This is a genomic window from Clostridium hydrogenum (genome assembly GCF_021432385.1).
GTDB lineage: Bacteria > Bacillota > Clostridia > Clostridiales > Clostridiaceae > Clostridium_S > Clostridium_S hydrogenum.
Genome location: NZ_JAEACT010000004.1, coordinates 254,092 through 277,197, shown reverse-complemented (window position 1 = coordinate 277,197; position 23,106 = coordinate 254,092). Strand labels below are relative to the sequence as shown.

The window sequence follows — 23,106 nt, the reverse complement described above, 5'->3', positions numbered from 1 at the left end:
GGGGGAAATTACATGAAAGTAAATTTTAAAGCTAATGAGGATAATGTTAAAATACTTGGGAGAACAAAGGTTATAGGAGATATAAGATATATAGATTATTCTTGTTCTGGAATTGAATTTGAATTCGTAGGTACTAGTGTTAGTGTTGCTTTGTGCACAGACAAATCTAAGTTGGAGGAAGCACTCAAGGCATGGGTAGCAGTTTTTATAGATGATGATGAGGAGCCTAGTAAACGTTTTTCGCTGGACAGTGAAGAGGGGATTTATTCATTATATGAGGGCAGTACATCGCGTAAAGTTAAAATAAGATTGATTAAAATGTCAGAAGCGGCTTTTGCAAAAGTAGGTATTAAAGAAATAATAGTAGAAGGTGAAGTAGGAATAACACCGACAAGGTGCAAAACGCGCGGAATTGAGTTTATTGGAGATTCAATAACTTGCGGATATGGTATTGAGGGTGTTTGCGGAGTTGATGACTTTAATACAACACAAGAAAACCCTTGGGAAGCATATGCGGCTAAGACAGCTCGTTATTTTAATGCAGATTTCAATTGTATTTCCTGGAGTGGTATAGGAATTATTTCATCGTGGACAGATAAAGATGTTCCTAACACGGAAGAGTGGCTTATGCCTGAACTTTATAAATATACAGATGGTGGTTTGGATGAAAAACTTGGAAAATCACAATATGAGATCTGGGACAATCATAAATTTGAACCCCAATTAATTGTTATTAATTTAGGCACAAATGATGCAAGTTATACAAAAGGCATCAAAGAAAGAGTCCAAGTGTTTGAAGATGAATACTATAAATTTTTAAATCAAGTTAGAGGGTGCAACCCAAATTCACAAATAATATGTGCATTAGGGGCTATGGGGCAAGATTTGTGCCCAGCGGTTACAAATGCAGTTCGTAGATTTAAAAACTTAACGGATGATGCAAAGATACATACCTGCTTTTTTGATGTACAATTGGAAAGTGATGGCATAGGTTCTGACTCCCATCCAAGTTTAAAAACACAGGATAAAATGTCAAAGAAGTTAATTTGGAAAATTGAAGAGGTAATGGGATGGCAATAGTTATTTCTAATTAAGACGGAAAAATACTTGAAATTTTATAATAAAACTTTTTTATAAAATTTGAAGTGTTTTTTATTTCTCTATCGTTATAGTAAATGTAAGGATAAAAAAGGCGGTGATAATCATTGAAAAAGAACAGTTTGCAAACTACATAAGACAATATGAGCGGTTAATCATTACTATTTGTTTATCCTTTACTAAAAATTATTTTGATGCTGAAGATTTAGCACAGCAAACTTTTTTATCTGCATATAAGAACTATGAAAAATTTGATGGGGAAAATTTTAAGGCATGGATTACTAAAATTGCTGCTAATAAATGCAAGGATTTTCTTAAAAGCCCTGCAAGAGAAGTGCATAGTTTGGAAGAAGACGATTATGAATATTTAAAAGATGGTGAAGATTTACCAGAAGAGGTTGTTGTAAAAAAATATAATGCGGATAGGGTGAATAATTTGTGCAATAAGTTAAAAGATCCTTATAAGTCAGTAGCATTAAGTTATTTTTGTGAAAATATTAAGCTTTCAGATATGGCTAAAAATACAGGACAAAGTTTAAAGACTCTTCAAACTCAGTTATATAGAGCAAAAAAAATGCTCAAGGCTTTATGGAGGGAGGAAGTTATATGAAAAGTACTTTATTTGATGAAAAAGGTCATTTAAGTATAGAAACTATAGAAAAGTTAAAAGTAGGAAGCTTGAATGATGATGAGATGATTTTAGTATCTGAGCACTTATGTGATTGTGAAAGCTGTGCAAATTGCTTAGCAAATAGTTTTGAGGATAATGAACTTGTAGATGCTCCTTCAGGCTTTGAAGATGAAGTACAAAGTAAGATAGAAAGTAAAAAACAAGTTAAAAGAGAATTTATGCTTTATTCATTTAAAATTGGAGTCGCGGTTTGCATCGCACTTATGTTTGTTTTTTCAAATGTATTTAATATTGTCACTAATAGTCAAATTAAAAAATACACGAATATTTCAAAGATAAACGTAGCAAATTCGATTAACACTAAACTGACTAATTTTTCTGAAAAGGTAGTCAATATGGAGGTTTTCAAACATGAGAAATAAAAAAAGTAAATTTTTGGCCTTTATTTTTTCATTTTTACCAGGGGCAGGACATATGTATTTGGGATTTATGAAAATGGGGCTATCACTTATGGGAGAGTTTTTCTTTTTAATCTTTCTTGCAAATTTCTTTAGAATAGATTCTTTGATTTATATTGCTCCACTAATATGGTGTTATTCATTCTTTGATTGTATAAATAAATGCTATTTAAGCGATGAAGAATTTGCTTACTTAGAAGATAGATATTTAATTAATGTGAATGATATATTGAAATTTGATAAGAATATATTGAAAAAAAGACAGTTAATTATAGGAGTAGTAATTTTAATTTTTGGATGTTATGTTTTATGGAACACATTTTTGAATAGTTTGGCTTATATTATTCCACAGGAAATATTTAATATTATTTCTAACATATCAAGAACTGTTCCTCAAATATTAATAAGTATTGTAATAATTGTCATAGGTATAAAACTTATTATGGGTAAGAAGAGGGAGAGCGATAATAATGATTAGAGGACATATGGTAGGTACATTTACAGCAGGATTAGTCCTTGTGATATTTGGTGTATTATATTTACTCAAAATATTTTTCCCTAATATGAATTATTATTTTATAGTATCACTTTGGCCACTTATTTTAATTTTTATAGGAATTGAAATAATAGTTGCTTATGTAATAAATAAGGGTGAAAAAGTAAAGTATGATACTGGTGCTGTAATTTTGTTAGTATTTTTAAGCTGTTTTGCCATGGGAATGGCACTTATGCAGTTTATAATTGAACATCCGGAAAATTTTCGAACGGCAATTAGTTTTTAGCTAAAAGCCTGTGTTTTAAAAGAATGTTTATATGAGATTATGGTATTAATGGACTGTAAGAATTTCAATACTTGTTAAAAACATAGCCTTTAAAAAAAGATAAATAACACATATGGTGGAAAGTTTTTTACCATGCGTGTTATTTTTTTCAATATATGGACGATAAAATAGTAAATAAATATTGTTATTATATACATATTGAAAGGGGAATATTCATGTATAAAAATGTTCATATCATTGGAGTGGGTACATATCACCCAGGCAAAATAGTAAAAAATGAATATTTTAAGAACCATTTTGAAAAATATGGTATGTCTAGACAAAATGAAATTTTAACTGAAAGGCTAGGAAGAGATACTAGAACTTTAGCAGAAGAAGGTGAGAATAGTTTAAGCATGGGGTTAGAAGCTGCAAAAAAGGCGCTAGAAGCTGCAAATTTGACTGCTGCTGATATTGATGGAATTATATCGGTATCAGATACACCAGAATATTTTTTGCCTTGTTGTGCATTGCTTATGAAGGATGCACTTAATGCTGAAAATGTAACAAATGTATTCGATATAAATGATAATTGTATAGGAATGATAACGGGTATAGATGTTGCAACGAGGTATTTAAAGACGGATAAGAGATATAAAAGATTTTTGGTTGTTGGTGCAATGGTAATGAGTCCATTTGCAAGGGAGGATGACATAGTAGGCTATGGATGTTTTGGTGACGGTGGAGCAGCTGTAATATTAGAGGTAAGAGAAGAGACAAAAGAGAGAGGGGTGCTTGACTATAAGGTTTTAACAGATACTTCTTATAATAAGTATACAAGACTTCCAGCCTGCGGATTATCTAAAACTATAAAAAGTGAAACTAAGGTATATGACAAGAAGTTTATGTGGCAGCCATTTAATTTTGATGTTTTATCTGATGCATGGGTGGAGTTAATAACGGGATTATTAAAGGATAATAGTTATACACCGCAAGATATAAATCATTATTTTATGTCTCAATTTTCAAAGTGGGATTTGGAGTTAACTTTACAAAAATTGAGGGTTCCTCTTACAAGTGCTACTTTTGTGGGAGATAAATATGGATATACTGGTTGTACAAGTCCATTTATGGCATTAGATGATAGATTAAAAGTTGAGGGATTTAAAGAAGGAGAACTTGTAATATTTTGTTCAGTTGCAGTAGGGTATACTATAGCGTCAATTTTATACAAATGGTAAAAGTGTGGGGGGAAAATATATGGGCAATAATGCAACATTAGTTGTTAAATATCAAAAAAAAGTTTTGAAAATAGTGGTGTTATTATATTCTGTAAGTGCAATAGCAGCTTTTGCTTTTATTTCATTTTTTAGAGTTATAGGAGTTTATAGTAACAAGGAACTTAAATGGACTAATATTTTTATATTTGGTGCAGTTATAGCCATAGAAGTATGCATATTAGCTTTTATGTATAAACAAACATCTAAACCAGAAAAATGGCAAAGATACTTTAGAACTCTAAATTTACTACTGATATTAATATGTTATGTAAATTATATGTTCTTAAACATGCTAACATCATCAAGGGAAATTTGGCTAATAGTATTTTACTTTATTATTTTATCAGCTTTGTTTTTAGATACTAAAATGGTATGGTTATCAGTTATATTAAGTGTTGTGTGTAATGTAATTTTAATTAAAATAGATCAATTTTTTATACCAGACAAAGCCTTCCTTTTAAGAGAATCTATTTTAAGAATTATCGTTATATTTTTTATATCACTTGGGATTTTACTATTTACATATTTAGCAAGTGATATACTTAAAAAAGTTGATGCTGAGGAAAAGGCCATAAATGAAAAAAGCGAAAAGGTTTCTGGACTTTTTGATAAAATATCTCAATTTGCACAAGTTATATTAAATGCAAGTGATTCGTTAGCAGCGGCAATTGAAGAAGAGAATAGTGGAATACAAGAAATTGCATCTAATAGTAAATATATTAGTAATGGTGCAAATGAGATTTTGGAGAAGTCAACTAAAAATATAGAGGTACTAAATGAGCTATTGGATATAAATAAGGGGGTATCTTCTGAGGTTGCAATGCTTGCAGATAATTCATCAAATTTAATCAATACGTCAAATATTAATAAAGAGTATTTAAAAAAATTGCTGGATACAATGGACATTATATATAAGAATTCTATGCATAATTATGGTTCAATTGAGAAGCTTGAAGAAAAGTCTAATAAGATTTATGGAATAATATCCAACATAGATGAAATTGCAGATCAAACAAATTTATTGGCATTAAACGCAAGTATAGAAGCTGCAAGAGCAGGGGAATATGGTAAGGGTTTTTCAGTTGTAGCAAATGAAGTTAGAGAGCTTGCTGAAAATACAAGAAATTCACTTGAAACTGCAACATCTATAATTAATGAATTTAAGAATGAAATATATGAAGTAAAAGAAGCTATATCTAAAGATAATGAAAAAGTATTTTCAGGAAAAGAAATAACGGATAACACTGTAAAGCATACAATAGAAATAATAGAAGGTTTGAAGGAAATTGACGGAAATATAAAAGATATAAATAATTTTACAACTAAATTATTAAATAAGACTAATAATGTGGTTGAATTTAATGCAGAAGTAGGTAATTTAGTTAAAAATACTGTAGATAAGTTTGATACTATTACAGAAGCAGTAAATCAAGTAGCTGCTACCAGTGAAGAAATTATAGCAAGTTCAGAAGAGCTAAAAGCGACAGCAGCCGAAATGAATGAGGTGAAGCAATAATATTGTAGAAGATTAAATAAAGCGGCTGTCACACTAAAATTATTTTATACTCAAATTTAAATATTGCGAAGCAACTCGAGTGAAGGTTTTTAACGATGCTTTGCACGTGAAAAGTGAAGGGTTTGACATAGTTACGCTTGTCAAAGGTGAAGGATTTTACCTTCGGTAAAAAGTAAATGTTGATTTTCCTCCGCGTTGCTATGGAAAATCTTTAATTTAAATTTATAATTTTTCCGTAGCAAGGCGGAGGAAAAATTACCTTAACTTTCGGATTTAGGTCTGTAGTCTAATGGGGTTTTGTAATGTTACTATTTAAAGTGCTTATCTATGGTTAAAGAACCTACATGGTCTTATGCCAAAACCCCTAGTATGTGTACCTTTAACGTGCACAGCATCGTTAAACACTTCACTTTTCACATAAGTGAAAAAGTTAGTTTTTTAATGAGCAGGGTGAAATTAAAACCCTTCACTTGATTTTGTTCACAATAATTTTAGATTGTTGTTAAATATTTTTTATGCCACAGCCCTTTATTTAAATCCTCCCACAACATTATTGCTTCACCTAAAATGTGTTTTTTAATCAGAAGAAAAAAATATTAAAAAAGATATTGACAAGTATAAAATAATCGATTACAATAAGAATATAGTTAAACGGTTACAAAAAATAAAATAAAATTTGGATTGTTACTGATTCGATCAGGCGATACCTTAACTAATAGTGATGGATATTTAATATATCAGCTTATTGGTTGGGGATTTTTTATTTTAAAAGAAAATATATAAGATAATCGTTTAAAAAATAATTAAATAAAAATTTGGATTGTTACTGGTAAAGATAAACCACCTTGAAATGGTTTATCTATAAAGCAGGCGAGACCAAAATAGATATGATAAATTAAATTTTATTTATATCTATTAGGTCTCGCATTTTTTATACATAAAATAAATTACATTAATTATTCAAATAAAAAACATATGAAAAGGAGATGTTTATTATGAAGTACGAACAGTTAGCGAAGGACATAATTAAAAATGTCGGTGGAAAAGAAAATGTAAACAGCTTAACTCATTGTATCACTCGTTTACGTTTTAAATTAAAAGATGAAAGTAAAGCAAATACAGAGGTTCTTAAAAATATGGATGGTGTTGTAACCGTTATTAAAAGTGGCGGACAATATCAAGTGGTTATTGGAAATCATGTAGCTGATGTTTTTGATGATGTTATTGCTATTGGTGGTTTTAAATCAGCATCAGAGGATAAAGATAGTAATGAAAAAACAGGAGCCTTAAATAAATTTATAGATGTTATATCAGGTGTATTTACGCCAATTCTTGGAGTGTTGTGCGCATCAGGTATGATAAAAGGATTTAATGCATTATTTGTTGCATTACATTTATTTAGCGATAAATCTGGTACTTACATCATGCTTAATGCTATAGGTGATGCTTTATTTTACTTCTTCCCAATTTTCTTAGGATATACATCCGCCAAGAAATTTAAGCTTAATGAATTTGTTGGTATGGCAATTGGTGGAGCATTAGTATATCCAACCATAACAGCATTAACATCAGGTAAAGCATTATACAATGTGTTTAATGGCACTGTAATTCAATCGTCTGTTTATTTAACCTTCTTAGGAATTCCAGTTATATTAATGAGTTATTCATCAAGTGTTATTCCTATTATTTTATCAACATACGTTGGATCTAAAATAGAAAAAGGTTTTAAGAAAATAATTCCAGATGTTGTTAAAACATTTTTAGTTCCTTTCTGTACACTATTAGTTACTGTACCTTTAGCATTTATAATAATTGGACCAATAGCAACTTGGGCAGGAAAGTTAGTTGGAGCAGCTACAATAGCTATATATAATTTAAGTCCAATTATTGCAGGATTATTTATAGGAGCATTCTGGCAGGTATTTGTTATATTTGGATTACATTGGGGATTAGTTCCTATAATGTTAAACAATATAGCAGTAATGCATTATGATCCAGTTATCGCAACCTTCTTTGCAGCTTCTTTTGCACAAACAGGTGTAGTTGCAGCAATTTTAGTTAAAACAAAGAATAAAAAGTTAAAAGCATTAGCTATTCCAGCAGTTATTTCAGGTTTCTTTGGAGTTACAGAACCAGCTATATACGGTATAACATTACCACGTAAAAAGCCATTTATAATAAGTTGTATTGGAGCATCAATAGGCGGTGGAATATTAGGAGCAATGGGAAGCAAGATGTATATATTCGGAGGACTTGGTATATTTGGAATTCCAAGCTTTATCGGATCAAAAGGAATGGATACAGGCTTCTACGGTTCAATAATAGCAATAATAGTAGCTTTTGTATTAGGCTTCTTAATAATGTTCTTTGCTGGATTTAAGGATGAAGAAGTTAAAGAAGAAACTAAAAATGAAACTCCATTAGTAAAACAAGAAGTATTAATCAGCCCTGTAAAAGGTGAAGTTAAAGCATTATCAGAAGTAAAAGATGAAGCTTTTTCAACAGGAGCTTTAGGCAAAGGCGTTGCAATTGAACCAGCAGAAGGTAAGATAGTTTCACCAGTAGATGGCACATTAACAACATTATTTCCAACATGTCATGCTTTAGGAATAACAAGTGATAGTGGTGCTGAAATACTAATTCATGTAGGTATGGATACAGTTAAATTAGATGGTAAACATTTTACAGCTAAAGCGAAACAAGGAGATCGTGTTACAAAGGGTCAGGTATTGGTGGAATTTGATGTTGAAGCTATAAAGAAAGAAGGATACCTTGTAACGACACCTGTTGTAATAACTAACTCAGATAAGTATCTAGATGTTATAGAAACAGATAAAAAGATGATTAATAGTAAAGAAGACTTATTAACAGTAATAATATAGTGAAGTAATATATACAATAGATAAAGAGCCTAAATCATAAGTTTTGAGATTTAGGCTCTTTACTTTTTTGCAAATAAATTTTTATGCATATTAAAAGAAATTTAAATATATAAATAGTATTATTAATAGAATTAATTTATGGAGCAATTGTGTATATGAAGGATAAAGGTAAGTGTCCAATGACTTCAGAGAAAGAACTTAGTGCGAAAAGATTATCTGAAGAAGCAATATCGTTAATTAAAACTAGGCAAGTTAAGAAATTAAATGCAATTTGGCTTGAAGTTACAGGATGTTCTGGAAACATAATTTCCTTTTTTGACAGTCAATATCCAGGCTTAGGGTATATGTTAAGGCAGCTAATTAATTTAACCTACAATAATACTTTGATGACTTCGGAAGGTGAATTTGCATTTAAAACTTTTTTAGACACTTTAAATAGTGAATTTATATTATTAATTGACGGAGCTGTATCCACTAAAGAAAATGGAAACTATAACATAGTGGCAAATTATAATGGAAAACCTATTACAGCCTTGGAAGCAGTAAAAATGGCTGGGGAAAAAGCTAAATATGTTTTAGCAGTAGGAACCTGTGCATCCTATGGAGGTATATCTGCAGCAAAGCCCAATCCATCGCTATGTAAAAGTACAGCAGAAGTATTAAATCGTGAGGTTATAAAATTACCAGGTTGCCCTTGTCATCCAGATTGGGTAGTAGGAACTATTGCTCATTTAGCTGCTTTTGGAAAGCCCAAACTTGATAGTGATGGGAGACCAATTTTATTTTATGGATCAACTATACATGATAATTGTACTAGAAGGGGCTTGTTTGACAAAGGCATTTTTGCAAAAAAATTTGGAGAAGAGGGTTGCATGTTTAAATTAGGTTGTAGAGGCCCTGTAACTAAAACAGATTGCCCAAGGAGAAAATGGGATGGATATGTAAACTGGCCGGTTGAAGATAATACTACCTGCATCGGATGTGCAAATTCAAGATTTCCTGATGGAATGGAACCATTTGTAAGATACTAAGGCAGAGTACAAAGTACAAAGTACAGAGTACAGTGAAGGATAATTTTCTGTTTGTGCAGAAAATTTAAGAATTTAATGGGCTACGCCCAAACCTTTAGCTTTTAGTTAAGCTAAGCATTTTAAGTTTAAAGATTTATCCGACGTAAGGAGGATAAATCCACATTCATTGTACTCTGTACTCTGTACTTTGTACTCTGAATCATGAGGTGGTTATATGAAAATAGTAATTGATCCTATAACGAGAATTAGTGGCTTTTTAGAAACTAAAGTACAAGTAGAAGAAAATATAATTACAAATGCTGAAACAAGTGGGCTTTTATTTAGAGGGTTTGAAAAAATGCTTAAAAGTAGGCAGCCCTTAGATGCAGTGTATTTTACTCAAAGAATATGTGGAATATGTTCTACAGCACATGCAGTTGCATCTAGTTTAGCATTGGAAGACGCATTAAAAGTTACGATAAGCTTAAATGATCAATACATGAGAGATTTAATGCATGGATTTGAACTTATGCAAAACTATTTAAGACATTTTTATAATTTGACGGTTCCAAGCTATGTAAAAATGCCAGATATAAATCCACTATATTCTAATCAATATAGTGAATACAGAATACCTAAAGCCGAAAATGAAAAGATAGCAAATCACAGCCTTGAAAGTATTAAATACAGTAGGCTTGCACATGAGGGATTAGCAGTACTTGGTGGAAAAGCACCGCACGCACATGGTATTTTTGTGGGTGGAGTTACGGTGAATATAGATGCATATAAATTAGAAAAAATAAAGTCAATAATATCAGAATTAAAAGAATTTATAAATAATATCATGCTTGAAGATATGCAAAGCATTTCTAAATATTATTCGGATTATTTTAAAATGGGGGATTCATATAATAATTTTATGAGTTATGGTATTTTTGATCATTATGTTGATCCTGAAATAAGTTATGTAAAGCCAGGTGTAATGATAAATGGTAAAAGGCAAGTCTTCGATAAAAATAAAATAACAGAAAACATACTTCACAGTTGGTATGTTAGTGATAAACAAAATGAAAATCCAGCAGAAAATAATATTGATGAAGTTAACTTAGGAAAAAAGGAAGGTTACAGTTTTATAAAATCACCTAATTATGATGGCTATTCCATGGAAGTTGGACCTTTGGCAAGATTAATACTTGCAGGTGAGTACAAAGGAGGCAGCTCTTGCATGGATAGAATTGTTGCAAGAGTATTGGAAACCAAAAAAGTAATAGGAATTCTAGAGGGCTTAGCAAAGAGAGTTGAATTACTTCCAAGCAATCAAAGAATATATGAAATTCCAAATGAAAGCTTTGGTGTAGGATTAACTGATACTACAAGGGGAGCCTTGGGGCATTGGGTTAAAATCGAAAATAAACTTATAAAATATTATAATATCATAACTCCAACAGTTTGGAATATTAGCCCCAAGGATGAGCAAGGCAGATTTGGTGTTGGCGAAAAAGCCTTAATTGGCACAAAAATAAAAAATGTAAAAGAACCAATAGAGGTTGGAAGAATTATGAGATCTTTTGATCCTTGTATTTCTTGTGCCACTCATGTAATAAGTGACAAATGCGAGCCTGTTTATGTGAAGGTAATAGTGTGAAGATAAAGGTTATTGCAATTGGAAATATATTGATGGAAGATGATGGCGTTGCTATTACTGTTGTAGAAAAAATTAAAGAAGAACTTGTAAAAAGAAATTGTGAAGTAATTATTGGAGAAACGGATTTAGGATACTGTATTTCGTCAATAGAAGATGGAGATTTCATATTTATTGTAGATGCAGTATATCTCGATAAAAAACCTGGAGAAATAACGGTAATCCCTATAGATAAATATCAATATAAGAAAAAATATTATACACAGCATAGCTACAATGTAGTTGATTTAATAAAATTATATTTTAAAGAAGTTAAGGGATATATTATAGGAATTGAAGTAGGAGAGATTAGTTTTAAGCTAGAGCTCAGCAGCAAACTTAAAAGAAATATTGATATGATTTCAGAAAATGTATTAAAAGAAATTACCTCTAAAATAGGGGGAGGCAGGAATAATTGAATGAAAGCTTATATAAAATAGATTATTATACATTTTGCATGATGAAAACCGTGTGCCCATATGTTAAAAATTATTATAGGACGCTAATAAGACGAGAAGCAAGAAAATTACAAAGCTGCAAAAGACATAGAGAAAGCCAAAAACAATTTACATTAGAAGAGTTATCAAAATACAATGGTGCCAATGGAATGCCTGCATATGCAGCTGTGGATGGAACTGTGTATGATTTTAGCATGGTTCCAGCTTGGGGCGGCGGAACTCATTTTGGATTATATGCAGGAAAAGATTTAACTAAAGAATTTAATGCTTGTCATGAAGGCGGAGCAAAAATATTGGAGGGGATTCCTAAGGTTGGAGTAATTAAATAGTAAGGGAGAGTGGTTTTATGCATGAAACTATATTGTTAAGTAAAATTTCAGAGGGGCTTGCTGAGTGCTGTAAACGAGGAAAAATTGCAAAGGTAAATAAGATGGCTGTTATTGTAAATAAGGGCAGTCACGTCAATTCAGATAATCTTTCTCAATATCTTAGAAGCTACAATGATGATTTAGTAAGTGATAGGACAGAAATAAAAATTGAAATTGGAGATTTGCCAGATGAAACTGCAATTATTAAAAATATAGAGGGTGACTCAGCTGGCAAATAACCAAAGAAAGAGATATCTTGTAAATATATATGGTATTGTTCAGGGGGTTGGGTTCAGACCATTTGTATATAAGACAGCTAAGCAATATGGAATTTTAGGCTGGGTAAATAATTCTGGTGGTTCTGTTACAATTGATTTTACCGGAACAGCAGGTAATATTAAAGCTTTTATAATTACAATTGTTAAGAATCCACCAACCCCAGCTGTTATAAAAAAAATAAATTGTAAATCTTTAGAGTATTTAAAGTACGAGGATTTTGAAATTAAAGAAAGCTCTAATAAAACTAGCACTATAAAATTTATACCAAAAGATATGGGGACGTGCAGTGAATGTGTTAAAGATATTATGGATAAAAGCAGCACAAGATATAGATATCCTTTTACAAATTGTACTAAGTGTGGTCCAAGGTATTCCATAATAAAATCACTGCCTTATGATAGAGAAAGTACAACAATGTCTTCCTTTAATATGTGCAGCAATTGTCAAGATGAATATAATAATGAGGAAAATAGAAGATTTCATGCAGAAACTAATTGTTGCAGTGAATGTGGTCCTTCGCTGATACTTATGAATAATAAGGGTGAAGTCACAAAATGTGAAGATGTAATTTATGAAACTATTGAGTTTTTAAAGATGGGGAAAATAATTGCAATAAAAGGAATAGGTGGCTTTCATTTAGCTTGCAGTGGAAGAAATGAAAATACTATAGCTAAACTTAGAAATAGAAAAATAAGACCATATAAACCTCTAGCAGTTATGATGAAGGATATAAATACAGTAAAGCAATTTTGTGAAGTAAATGAAAAAGAGGAAGAGGTTTTACTTAGCAATAAAAGACCTATTGTAATTTTACGAAAAAAGCCTGATATAAATCTTCCGAGTAATATAGCACCAGAGCAAAAAAAGCTAGGGGTTATGCTCCCATATACACCAATACATTATTTGATATTGGAACAAATAGATATACTTATTATGACTAGTGGAAATATAAGTGGATGCCCAATTGAATACAAAAATAACAGTGCATTTAATGCGTTAAAAAATATAGCTGACTATTTTTTAATGCACAATAGAGAAATTTACCTTCCTATTGATGATTCAGTTGTAAAAGTGTTTAATGGTGAGGAATGCATTGTAAGATTGGGAAGAGGGTATGCTCCATCAGCAGAAAATTTAGATATAAGTGATGATATTGTTGCTTTAGGAGCTCAGGAAAAAAGTAGTGTTTCCCTTTCTAAAAATTCTTATGTGTATACGAGTCAGTATTTAGGAGATTTGCAGGATTTAAATTGCTATAAAAATTATGAATCAGTTCTAAGGCATTTAATTAAAATACTTGATGTTGAGCCTAAAGTATGGGTGTGTGATATGCATCCTTTTTATATTTCAAGTGGTTATAAAAAAGAAGGAGTAAAAATAAGAGTTCAGCATCATCATGCCCATATGGCTGGTTGTATGGCAGAACACAATATTTCTGAAAAAGTTATTGGAGTTATATACGATGGAACGGGTTTTGGATTAGACGGAAACATATGGGGAGGAGAATTTTTTATTGGAACAAGAGCTAGTTTTAATAGAGTTGGACATTTTCAATATGTGAACATACAAGGTATAAATGCAGCAATAAAGGAGCCCTGGAGGTGTGCTGCAAGTTATTTATATTTTTGCGGATACAAAGGTGAGATTATAAAAAATATTGATGAAAATAAGCTAAATATAGTTAACCAAGCTTTAAAGTCATCATTAAATTGTTACAAGTCCTCAAGCCTTGGTAGATTTTTTGACTGCATTTCAAGTTTAATAGGGCTTAAAAATTTTATTACATATGATGCTGAAGCTGCTATAGCTTTAGAAAACATAATAGATGAAGAGGTTAAAGAATACTATAGGTATAAAATAAAGAACGAAAATAATGTTTTTTTAATAGAGATTAAAGATATTATTGATGGGGTAATTAATGATATAAATTGCAAAGTAAAAAAAAGTATAATATCAGCTAAATTTCACAATACCATTTCAAAACTTACTTGCGATATGGTTTTAAAATTATCTCAAATATACAAAATATCTAAGGTTATTTTAAGCGGAGGAGTATTTGAAAATGAGCATTTACTTAAAGCAATTTATGATGAGCTTAAAAAAGATGGCTTAGAAATTTTTTTTAATTCTAAAACGCCAATAAATGATGGTGGAATTTCATTTGGACAAATGGCAGTTGCAGAAACCAGAGTACAAAGTACAGAGTACAGAGTACAGTGAAGGTTAATTTTCTGCTTTTGCAGAAAATTTTAAAACTTAATGGGCGTTGCCCAAACCCATAACATAAACTAGTACCTATTTTCACCGAAGGTGAACCAATAAGTTTTTAGATTTATCTGACGTAAGGAAGATAAATCATCCTTCATTGTACTCTGTACTTTGTACTTTGTACTTTGAAAAATGGGGGTGTTTAAATTGTGTCTTGCAGTTCCTGGACAAATAAAGTCTATTCATGAAAATTTAGCAAAAGTGGATATTATGGGAGTGGAAAAAAGTATAAATATTCAGCTCATAGAAAACCCACACGTAAAAGATTACATTTTAATACATGCGGGTTTTGCAATAGAAAAGATTGATGAGAAATATTTTAAATTTTTAGAAGAAGTATTTCAAGAGGAAACAAAAGATGAATAAGCAAGAAATTATACTTAATTTGGTTAATAAGATTAAAAAATCTTCTGTAGAGAACTTTAACATAATGGAGATATGTGGTACTCATACTCAAAGTATAGCCAAAATGGGCATAAGACAATTATTTTATCCAAAAGTAAATTTAGTATCAGGACCAGGATGTCCAGTTTGCGTTACATCTGAAGGGTATATAGATGCAGCCATTGAGCTCTTAAAAAAAGAAAATGTTATATTGACAACCTTTGGAGACTTAATGAAAGTAAAGGGAGGAAGAGGAAGTTTAATAGACCAAAGAGTGGAGGGCAAGAAAATTAAAATAATATATTCTCCTTTAGATGCACTTAAAATTGCAGAGGAAAATAAAAATTTTGAGGTTGTATTTTTAGCTGTTGGATTTGAAACTACGGCGCCTTTAATTGGACTTATTGTAAAAATAGCAAGAGAAAATAATATTAATAATTTTTCTATTTTAAGTAGTTTAAAAATTATGAAGCCAGTTTTAAATACTATATTGAAGGATAAAGATTGTAATTTAGATGGAGTTATATGTCCAGGGCATGTAGCAGTTATAACAGGCTCTGATTATTTTAAATTTATTACAGAAGACTATAATATTCCTGCAGTAGTAGCTGGCTTTGAAAGCTTAGACATTGTATCTGCAATATATTTTTTAGTAAAGCACAAATCTGAAAAGAAATTTGAAAATTTATATAGAACTTGTGTAACTTCAAATGGAAACTTGTCTGCAAGAAAGATTATTGAAGAATGTTTTTGGGAGGATGCTTGTATGTGGAGAGGTATTGGTGAAATTAATAAATCAGGGCTGTATTTGAATAAAAAATATCAAGAATTCGATGCTTTAAAAAAATTTAATTTACCTATACAAGAAAATAATAAGAATAACTGTGTATGCGGTCAAATAATTTTAGGAAAAAAATCTCCAAATGATTGCTGTTTCTTTGGAAGGGATTGTACTCCAGAACATCCCGTTGGTCCATGCATGGTATCTTCAGAAGGGTCATGCTCTATTTCTTTTAAATATGGGGGAAGGAAAAAGTGAATGAAAAGATTAAATTAGTCCATGGTGATGGTGGCAAGTATACAGATGAATTAATACAAAAAATTTTTTATAAGCATTTTAATAATAGTATTTTAACCGAGGGTATAGATTCAGCTTTATTTCCGGTATGTAAAGGTAGAATGGCATTTACTACAGATTCATTTGTTGTAAGGCCTTTATTTTTTTCGGGAGGTAATATTGGAAAGCTTGCTATCTGTGGAACTATAAATGATTTAGCTGTATCAGGAGCCAAACCATTATATTTAAGCACTGGTTTTATAATAGAAGAAGGTTTTTCAATTGAGATTCTTGATTTAATAGTTAATGAAATGGCAAAGCAGTGCAAAGCCTCTGAGGTTAAAATTGTAACTGGTGATACAAAGGTAGTTGAAAAAGGTTCAGCAGATGGAATATTTATAAATACTGCTGGGGTAGGAATTGTTGAAGAGGACTATGAAATGAAGAAGATTAACGCGGGTGATAAAATAATCGTAAGTGGAAATATAGGTGCACATGGGACTACTATAGCGCTTGAAAGATATAATATAGATGCTAAAAGTAATATAAAAAGTGATTGTGCTTCTGTTTATAAAATTATAAGTTCGCTTAAAGAATATTACCCATTTATAAAAATAATGAAAGATCCAACAAGAGGTGGACTAGCTACAATATTAAATGAAATTTCCAATATATCAGGTTTAAGCATAAAACTTGAAGAGGAAAGTATACCTGTTTTAAGAGAAGTTGCAGGAATAACTAAAATGCTAGGAATGGATCCAATGTATATGGCTTGTGAAGGAAGAGTTGTATTAGTGGTTAAAAGTGAAGTGGCAGAAGACATTGTGAACAAGCTTAGAAGTATAGAACAGTGTGAGGATGCAAATATTATAGGAACTTTTACAAGTAATCAAGAATGTTTGGTATACATTGAAAATTATTTTGGTGGAAAACGAATTTTAAATCCTTTGGATGGAGAAATGTTACCTAGGATATGCTGATTTTCAGTAATGTTAATGCTATGAAATATTATTACTTCATAAATTCATGTTTTAATCTATAAATGGTTAAAATAAGGTATATAAAAATATTTATAGATATACTACTTGAAAGACCGAAATTGCAATTTATCGAGGAGAAACAAGAGTAAAGAGTAGAGAGTAGAGAGTAGAGTGAAGGATGATTTACCTTTCGATTCTCTCAGGTAAATCTTAAACTTAAATGGTGTCAGCTTTGCTGACACCATGTATGGCGCCATTGCGCAGCAATAAAAAAATAAGTCTTTAGATTTTTCGTAGCGATAGCGGAGAAAAATCAACCATCACTCTACTCTCTACTCTTTACTCTCTACTCTGATTAAAATTGTAATTTCGATGTTTCAACTGGTATATATAAGGGGCTTATAGATGATTACTTTATTAAATATCATAGTAGTTTTTTTGCTTGTATTTATGAATGGATTTTTTGTAGCAACAGAATTCTCAATGGTTAAAGTGAGGAAATCAAGAATAGAAACACTAGTGTTTGAAGGAAATAAAAATGCTAAGTATACTCTTAGAGTAATTAGTAGATTGAATTCATACTTATCTGCATGTCAGCTTGGAATTACCTTGGCATCTTTAGGCTTAGGTTGGATAGGAGAACCAGCTGTTGCTAGTTTACTTATGCCTGTATTTCATTTGCTTAAAATTCCAGAGACGCTTGTTCATTCAATTTCATTTTTTTTAGGCTTCGTGCTTATAACAGGTTTTCATATTGTGCTTGGTGAACTTGCACCTAAGTCTTTAGCAATATTAGGTACAGAGAAAATAGCTATGTATACAGCATTGCCACTTATAACATTTTATAAAATAACTTATCCAATAATGTGGCTATTTAATCATAGTACAAATTTAGTTTTAAAGCTATTTGGGATAACGCAAGTAGAAGAACATGAGGAGGCGCACACGGATGAAGAAATAAAGCTTCTTGTTGAGGAAAGTTATAAACATGGTCTAATAGATAAAACTGAACTTACTTTTGTTGACAATATATTCGATTTTTCAGAAAAGACTGCAAAGGAGATAATGATACCTCGTACAGATATGGAATGTATATTTATAGAGGATTCCTTTGATGAAATTATAGAAACTACAGTGGAATCGCAATTGACAAGGTATCCCGTATGTAGGGATAGTAAAGATAACATAATTGGTTTCATACATATTAAAGATTTATATAGACAAAAGCTTGAAGGTAAAACTCAAGACATTAAAGATATTCTTCGTGAAATTAAATTTGTGCCGGAGTCTATTTCAATAAGTCAATTACTCAAGGATTTTCAAAAAGAAAAGGTGCATATGGCTATAATAATTGATGAATATGGTGGAACTTCTGGTTTAGTAACGTCAGAGGATATATTAGAAGAAATTGTGGGGGAAATACAAGATGAATTTGATGAGGAAGGAGAAGAAATAAAGAAAACTGAAAATGGAAATTATGTTGTTGATGGAAAGGTGCTTCTTGAAGAAATAAGTGAGATTTTAAAAATTAGTATTGAGGAAGAAAATATTGATACTGTAGGAGGATGGGTTTATTCAAAATTAGATGCTTACCCAAAGGTTAATGATAAAGTTAACTATGAAAATTATGAATTTATAATATTGAAGTGTAATGATAAGAGAATCACTAAAATACTGGTTAAGAAAAGTAGCATTGAAGAGAATAATTAAGGAGAACTTATGAGGGGAAATATTAAGAAACCTTTTTATATGGTGAAACTAGCTCAACTATAAAAATTCATGTGTAACATAATGCCCAGAAGATATCATTATGCTGCACATGAATTTCAAGTTTCACAGTGGTTTATCTTTAGAAATAGAAAGCTTAGTTATTCTTGATATACATGCAGCCAATGCAAGCACGGTGTTTACAGATATTATGCATTTAAGTATTAATTTTGAATTTAGGTTTAGATATATTACAGAGTATGCTATTCCGGGAATTAAGTAGAAAAGTATTGCTGATATTCTTCCAATTAAATCAAATACAAAGAAATTCCTTGAGTTAATAGAAAACTTTTGAATGATATATGAAGTTGTAATAAATACAACAAGATTAATAAATACAATAAGTATAAACCATAAAGGGATAACATGTTCTTGACAGCACAATATACCCAAAGCTGAAAATATAAAAAATGAATCTATAAGCACGTCTAAAATGCTCCCCAATTTTGTAACAGAATTAAGATATCTTGCGATTTTTCCATCTATGATATCAGAAATGCAAATCAACAAAAAAGTAAATAAAATGCCTAAATATAATCTTGTATTTAAGCATAATATTAGAAAGAAAATTGTTAGAAATAGTCTAGTTATGGTAATGAGATTAGGAATATTCCTAACTATTTTACTTTTCTCCAATTTCACACCCCAAATTGTAAGCTTTAGGTTCATCACCTTTTTTAAATTGTACTTTATTGACAGTTTTTGTATCCTTAATAAGTTTTCCTAGAGACTCAAGTGGAAGTGAATCATCATTAGCTCCTGTTACGAATAAAATAACTTTTTTATTTTGGAGGTTATTAATATTCTTGATATAATTGGTTAAAACCGAAGAGGTTTGACCAATATATATAGGAGATCCAAGGACAATTACTTCATATTTGGAAATATCAGTTGATACCTTTTTACCAGGATACATAAGAGTGACTTCATATCCTTTGCTGTTTAAGCCTTTAGCTATATTGTAGGACATATCCTTAGTGATATTTGACATCAAAGCTGGTTGGTATACAATAAGTGCTTTAGGTGAATCTGTAGTTTTTGACTTTAGAATGCTAATTGTAGCCTTTTTCTCCTTATTGTTAAAGTGAACAAATGAAGAAAAAACTATCATAGCTATAGCAAACAAAATTATAAGTGCTAAGAATAAAAATAATAGGATTTTAGAAAAAATTTTCATAATTAATCTTTACCTCCGATCAATCCATTTATAATAAATTGCAAATGGTGTTCTATCAACTTGTTTTGCTGCTCCTTTGGGATGTCTTTCTCAATTATTAATCTAGATATAAGTCCGTAGGTTGATGTCCATATAATTTGAGCAGTTAATTCAAGGTCAACTTTTTTAAATCTGCCATTATTAATACCTATTTGAATGCAGTCACACATAGAACCTATTGTTTTTTTATCTTTTGAAACTCCAGCGTATAGCATTTTTACACTTGAGTCTGTTCCGTCTAAATTGCTCATTAAAAGAGCTCTATATTGTTCTTTTTCTTCTAATATAAATTCAATATATTTTCTTAGAACATTAGTAATTGCAACTTCGGGTTCATTTTCATCAATTGAAATTTCGTTTATAATTTTAGTGATTTTGCTTTGTCCATCTTTTAATATAAATTTTAATATTTCAGATTTATCTTTAAAATAATGATAGATAATTCCTGGAGAATACTCTATCTTTGCTGCTATTTTTCTAATTGATAAATTTTCATAACCTTCATTTATCAGTATCTCACTTGCAGCATCTATAATTTTTTTTCGTAAGGCATCTTTTTCAGCATTTCTTCTTTCAGTAATTCCCATAGTAACACTCCTAAGCTATTAAATAAAGTTTATTTATTAAACACTGTTTAATAAAATTCTAGCACTATAAATCTAATGTGTCAACAGATGGGGGAAAAAAACAGAGTACAAAGTACAAAGTACAGAGTACAAAGAAGGATGATTTACCTTTCCTTACGTCAGGTAAATCTTAAACTTAAATGTTGTCAGCTCCGCTGAACAACATTGATAATATAGCGATTGTGTAAGCAATCAAAAAATAAGTTGTAAGATTTTCTGTAGCAAGGCGGAAGAAAATCATCCTTTCACTGTACTATGTACTCTGTCAGCTGTACTCTGAATAAAGTTTCTCAATATTTAAAATTTGTGTATTAAATAAAAGGTGCAACAGCACCTTTTATTTAAATTTATAACTATCCTATTATAGTAACGGTAACAGTTCGTGCCCCCCAATTTTCGCACTCTGTATTAGTCGGAAAATATAAGTCTATTCTATCTCCTCTAATAGCACTACCAGTATCAGCTGCTATAGCATAACCATAGCCTTGTACATAAACTTTTGAATTTATGGGAATAACGCTAGGATCAACTGCTATAGTACTATAACCGCCTGGATTTCGTGTGGTTTGCATTCCGTTAGAGGTATATCCATTATCTGAATATGCAGTAGCAACGACGGAAATTGTTTTTCTAGCGGAAGCTGGGCCTGCTAATATAGATACGTTTGTTACTGCCACACTACTAGCTACAGTAGAATTTTTCTGAGCAGCAATTGCTGCTGCTTTAGCTTTAGCTGCTGCTGCAGCGGCGGCTTCAGCCTGTTGCTTAGCTATCAACGTTTTTTCCTTTTCATTTGCACTGGCAAGAAGAGTCTTTTCTTGTTTTATATCACTACTTAAATTTGACAAAATCGATTCATTACTAGCTTTTAAACTCATTAATTTTTGGTTTTCAGAATTTAAACTTTCTTTTTCGTTAAGTAGGTTTTTTCGCTCTGTTTGAACATTACTTACAATATTGTTATCATAGTTCATTACGCTAGTTATAGTGTTTACATTTGATAGAAAATCACTAAAATTTTTAGAAGAAAGCAATATTTGTAAATAACTACTATTATCATTCATGTACATTGCTCGTACTCTTTTTTGAAGTAAATATTGTTGATCTTTGAGTTTATTTTCTGTAGCTTTTAATTGCAATTGTGAATCTTTCATTTTAGCTGCAAGTTTATTCATATTTTTTTTATTATCATCAATTTTTTTTAGTACACCGTTAATTTCAGTATCTAAATTACTGACTTTGGCTTCTAAATTTTTCTTAGTATTTTGTGTTTGTTTTAGTTCATCTGAAGTACTATCTGATGGTGAAGCAAATACACTTGTATTCAGTGTAAATATTAAAGCTAGTACCAAAACAAAAGATAATGCTTTTTTATTCAAATGACGTCCTCCTTAAATATGTTTGTTATTTGGGGGTTGTTGTGCAAAAAAAATATTAACAGTTTTTATTATACCATAATATGATATCAAAATTCTGTAAAAAAAACGCCATGTGTATGAAAAAGTATTATATGTTAAAAATTAACTAAAAGGATTAAATAAATGTTACTACGTATAAAGCGTTTATTTACAAGGGAATGTAAGAGGTTCAAGTTTAGAAAAAAGGAAATCATTAATTTTGATATTTTCTAAAAAGTTCACAGATTGTTTAAAATTACTTTTTAAAGTTAAAAGGTTTTCTTGAAGGTATTGTATAAGTAAAGTGTTTATATAATTACAATAAGCAAAATAGTCTTTTCGCTCTCTTGAATATTTTTTATACAAATAATTAGGATTGGTTGTTATTTTACGGCATAAATAGAGATTACATTGATGAGGTCTTAACCTAAAATCAATAGAGCAACCATTAGAAGTTACAAAAAAGCACTTTTTGAAAAAGAGAGTTTTATCAAAGTTTCTGTACTTTAGAGTTTCTTCTTCGGTGGAATTTTTTAGAAAGTTACTGTACGTTGCTTTATCAAAGGTACCTTTAACTTCTATAAAATAGTCATGAGTGACTACGTTTTCTTTAGTAATCAATTTAAATAAAAAATCCCTGTTAAATTTTAATATGTTTTTAATGTCTATAAGTGAATATTTGGGAAAATAGAAACAGCACCCACGTTTAATGCCAAGCATATTTTTGCTTTCCATGCTTGTACAACTGTTACAAAAGCTGCATTTAAAAATGGGTGTATTATTTATTACTTTATAAGCAATATCTTGTTCCATGAAAAATGCCTCCTGTGTAAAATTTAATACAAGTATATGTTAGCACTTTTGTTTGAATAGTCAAAATTTTATTTAAGATGTCTTATGACATTTGTCATAGTAATAATATTCTCCATGTAACTGTAGTATTTGAAGAAAATGATTTATTATAGAAACATAGAAAACAGAGAACAAAG

General features: G+C 30.4%; 23 protein-coding genes. 18 read left to right on the top strand and 5 right to left on the bottom strand.

Translation table 11 applies throughout. The features are described from left to right. Nucleotides 1–12 precede the first annotated feature (12 nt). The 18 genes from CUEA01_RS19605 to CUEA01_RS19520 all read left to right on the top strand — a co-directional run bounded on the left by CUEA01_RS19605 (nucleotide 13) and on the right by CUEA01_RS19520 (nucleotide 18,821). Nucleotides 13–1,080, top strand: coding sequence for an SGNH/GDSL hydrolase family protein (locus CUEA01_RS19605; RefSeq protein WP_234123617.1), 1,068 nt, complete (start codon nucleotides 13–15; stop codon nucleotides 1,078–1,080). Between the two features lie 115 nt (nucleotides 1,081–1,195). After that, the gene (locus tag CUEA01_RS19600; protein ID WP_234123616.1) at nucleotides 1,196–1,708 is read left to right on the top strand and encodes an RNA polymerase sigma factor; all 513 of its coding nucleotides are present in this window, start codon (nucleotides 1,196–1,198) and stop codon (nucleotides 1,706–1,708) included. Continuing rightward, on the top strand, nucleotides 1,705–2,151 hold the full coding sequence (locus CUEA01_RS19595; protein ID WP_234123615.1) for a hypothetical protein: 447 nt from the start codon (nucleotides 1,705–1,707) through the stop codon (nucleotides 2,149–2,151). The genes CUEA01_RS19600 and CUEA01_RS19595 overlap by 4 nt, the downstream gene beginning before the upstream one ends. Next, entirely contained in the window at nucleotides 2,141–2,665 is a 525-nt protein-coding gene (locus CUEA01_RS19590; RefSeq protein ID WP_234123614.1) for a hypothetical protein, read from the top strand. The genes CUEA01_RS19595 and CUEA01_RS19590 overlap by 11 nt, the downstream gene beginning before the upstream one ends. Next, nucleotides 2,658–2,969: a LiaI-LiaF-like domain-containing protein gene (locus CUEA01_RS19585; protein ID WP_234123613.1), complete on the top strand. Its 312-nt coding sequence runs from the start codon at nucleotides 2,658–2,660 to the stop codon at nucleotides 2,967–2,969. The genes CUEA01_RS19590 and CUEA01_RS19585 overlap by 8 nt, the downstream gene beginning before the upstream one ends. Before the next feature lie 215 nt (nucleotides 2,970–3,184). Beyond that, nucleotides 3,185–4,189 (top strand): 3-oxoacyl-[acyl-carrier-protein] synthase III C-terminal domain-containing protein, encoded by a 1,005-nt coding sequence (locus CUEA01_RS19580; protein ID WP_234123612.1) that lies wholly within the window; start codon nucleotides 3,185–3,187, stop codon nucleotides 4,187–4,189. A gap of 19 nt (nucleotides 4,190–4,208) precedes the next feature. Beyond that, entirely contained in the window at nucleotides 4,209–5,744 is a 1,536-nt protein-coding gene (locus CUEA01_RS19575; RefSeq protein WP_234123611.1) for a methyl-accepting chemotaxis protein, read from the top strand. 995 nt (nucleotides 5,745–6,739) lie between these two features. After that, the gene (locus CUEA01_RS19570; RefSeq protein WP_234123610.1) at nucleotides 6,740–8,626 is read left to right on the top strand and encodes a PTS beta-glucoside transporter subunit IIBCA; all 1,887 of its coding nucleotides are present in this window, start codon (nucleotides 6,740–6,742) and stop codon (nucleotides 8,624–8,626) included. A 155-nt stretch (nucleotides 8,627–8,781) separates the two neighbouring features. Then, nucleotides 8,782–9,657 (top strand): hydrogenase small subunit, encoded by an 876-nt coding sequence (locus tag CUEA01_RS19565; protein WP_234123609.1) that lies wholly within the window; start codon nucleotides 8,782–8,784, stop codon nucleotides 9,655–9,657. A 214-nt stretch (nucleotides 9,658–9,871) separates the two neighbouring features. Further along, entirely contained in the window at nucleotides 9,872–11,281 is a 1,410-nt protein-coding gene (locus CUEA01_RS19560) for a nickel-dependent hydrogenase large subunit (RefSeq protein WP_234123608.1), read from the top strand. Continuing rightward, complete coding sequence (locus CUEA01_RS19555; protein WP_234123607.1) at nucleotides 11,278–11,736, top strand: hydrogenase maturation protease; 459 nt, start codon at nucleotides 11,278–11,280, stop codon at nucleotides 11,734–11,736. Before CUEA01_RS19560 ends, CUEA01_RS19555 begins: the two co-directional genes overlap by 4 nt. Further along, nucleotides 11,733–12,104: a cytochrome b5 domain-containing protein gene (locus CUEA01_RS19550; RefSeq protein ID WP_234123606.1), complete on the top strand. Its 372-nt coding sequence runs from the start codon at nucleotides 11,733–11,735 to the stop codon at nucleotides 12,102–12,104. The genes CUEA01_RS19555 and CUEA01_RS19550 overlap by 4 nt, the downstream gene beginning before the upstream one ends. A gap of 17 nt (nucleotides 12,105–12,121) precedes the next feature. Continuing rightward, a complete protein-coding gene (locus CUEA01_RS19545; RefSeq protein WP_234123605.1) occupies nucleotides 12,122–12,382 on the top strand; it encodes a hypothetical protein in 261 nt (86 codons plus the stop codon). After that, nucleotides 12,363–14,642: a carbamoyltransferase HypF gene (hypF, locus tag CUEA01_RS19540; protein ID WP_234123604.1), complete on the top strand. Its 2,280-nt coding sequence runs from the start codon at nucleotides 12,363–12,365 to the stop codon at nucleotides 14,640–14,642. The genes CUEA01_RS19545 and hypF overlap by 20 nt, the downstream gene beginning before the upstream one ends. 186 nt (nucleotides 14,643–14,828) lie before the next feature. Beyond that, nucleotides 14,829–15,056, top strand: a complete 228-nt coding sequence (locus CUEA01_RS19535) for a HypC/HybG/HupF family hydrogenase formation chaperone (protein ID WP_407929278.1) — start codon at nucleotides 14,829–14,831, stop codon at nucleotides 15,054–15,056. Beyond that, nucleotides 15,049–16,113 (top strand): hydrogenase formation protein HypD, encoded by a 1,065-nt coding sequence (hypD, locus tag CUEA01_RS19530; protein WP_234123602.1) that lies wholly within the window; start codon nucleotides 15,049–15,051, stop codon nucleotides 16,111–16,113. The genes CUEA01_RS19535 and hypD overlap by 8 nt, the downstream gene beginning before the upstream one ends. After that, nucleotides 16,110–17,111, top strand: a complete 1,002-nt coding sequence (gene hypE, locus CUEA01_RS19525; protein WP_234123601.1) for a hydrogenase expression/formation protein HypE — start codon at nucleotides 16,110–16,112, stop codon at nucleotides 17,109–17,111. Before hypD ends, hypE begins: the two co-directional genes overlap by 4 nt. A gap of 405 nt (nucleotides 17,112–17,516) precedes the next feature. Continuing rightward, a complete protein-coding gene (locus tag CUEA01_RS19520) occupies nucleotides 17,517–18,821 on the top strand; it encodes a hemolysin family protein (RefSeq protein WP_234123600.1) in 1,305 nt (434 codons plus the stop codon). Nucleotides 18,822–18,944: 123 nt separating this feature from the next. Here CUEA01_RS19520 and CUEA01_RS19515 read toward each other — a convergent pair whose 3' ends face one another. The 5 genes from CUEA01_RS19515 to CUEA01_RS19495 all read right to left on the bottom strand — a co-directional run bounded on the left by CUEA01_RS19515 (nucleotide 18,945) and on the right by CUEA01_RS19495 (nucleotide 22,930). Further along, complete coding sequence (locus tag CUEA01_RS19515) at nucleotides 18,945–19,514, bottom strand: CDP-alcohol phosphatidyltransferase family protein (protein WP_234123599.1); 570 nt, start codon at nucleotides 19,512–19,514, stop codon at nucleotides 18,945–18,947. Beyond that, on the bottom strand, nucleotides 19,501–20,055 hold the full coding sequence (locus tag CUEA01_RS19510) for a flavodoxin family protein (RefSeq protein WP_234123598.1): 555 nt from the start codon (nucleotides 20,053–20,055) through the stop codon (nucleotides 19,501–19,503). Before CUEA01_RS19510 ends, CUEA01_RS19515 begins: the two co-directional genes overlap by 14 nt. Nucleotides 20,056–20,057: 2 nt before the next feature. Then, nucleotides 20,058–20,681, bottom strand: a complete 624-nt coding sequence (locus CUEA01_RS19505; protein ID WP_234123597.1) for a TetR/AcrR family transcriptional regulator — start codon at nucleotides 20,679–20,681, stop codon at nucleotides 20,058–20,060. A 392-nt stretch (nucleotides 20,682–21,073) separates the two neighbouring features. Next, complete coding sequence (locus tag CUEA01_RS25200; RefSeq protein WP_329604011.1) at nucleotides 21,074–22,099, bottom strand: 3D domain-containing protein; 1,026 nt, start codon at nucleotides 22,097–22,099, stop codon at nucleotides 21,074–21,076. A gap of 183 nt (nucleotides 22,100–22,282) precedes the next feature. Continuing rightward, the gene (locus CUEA01_RS19495) at nucleotides 22,283–22,930 is read right to left on the bottom strand and encodes a hypothetical protein (RefSeq protein WP_234123596.1); all 648 of its coding nucleotides are present in this window, start codon (nucleotides 22,928–22,930) and stop codon (nucleotides 22,283–22,285) included. Nucleotides 22,931–23,106: the final 176 nt, after the last annotated feature.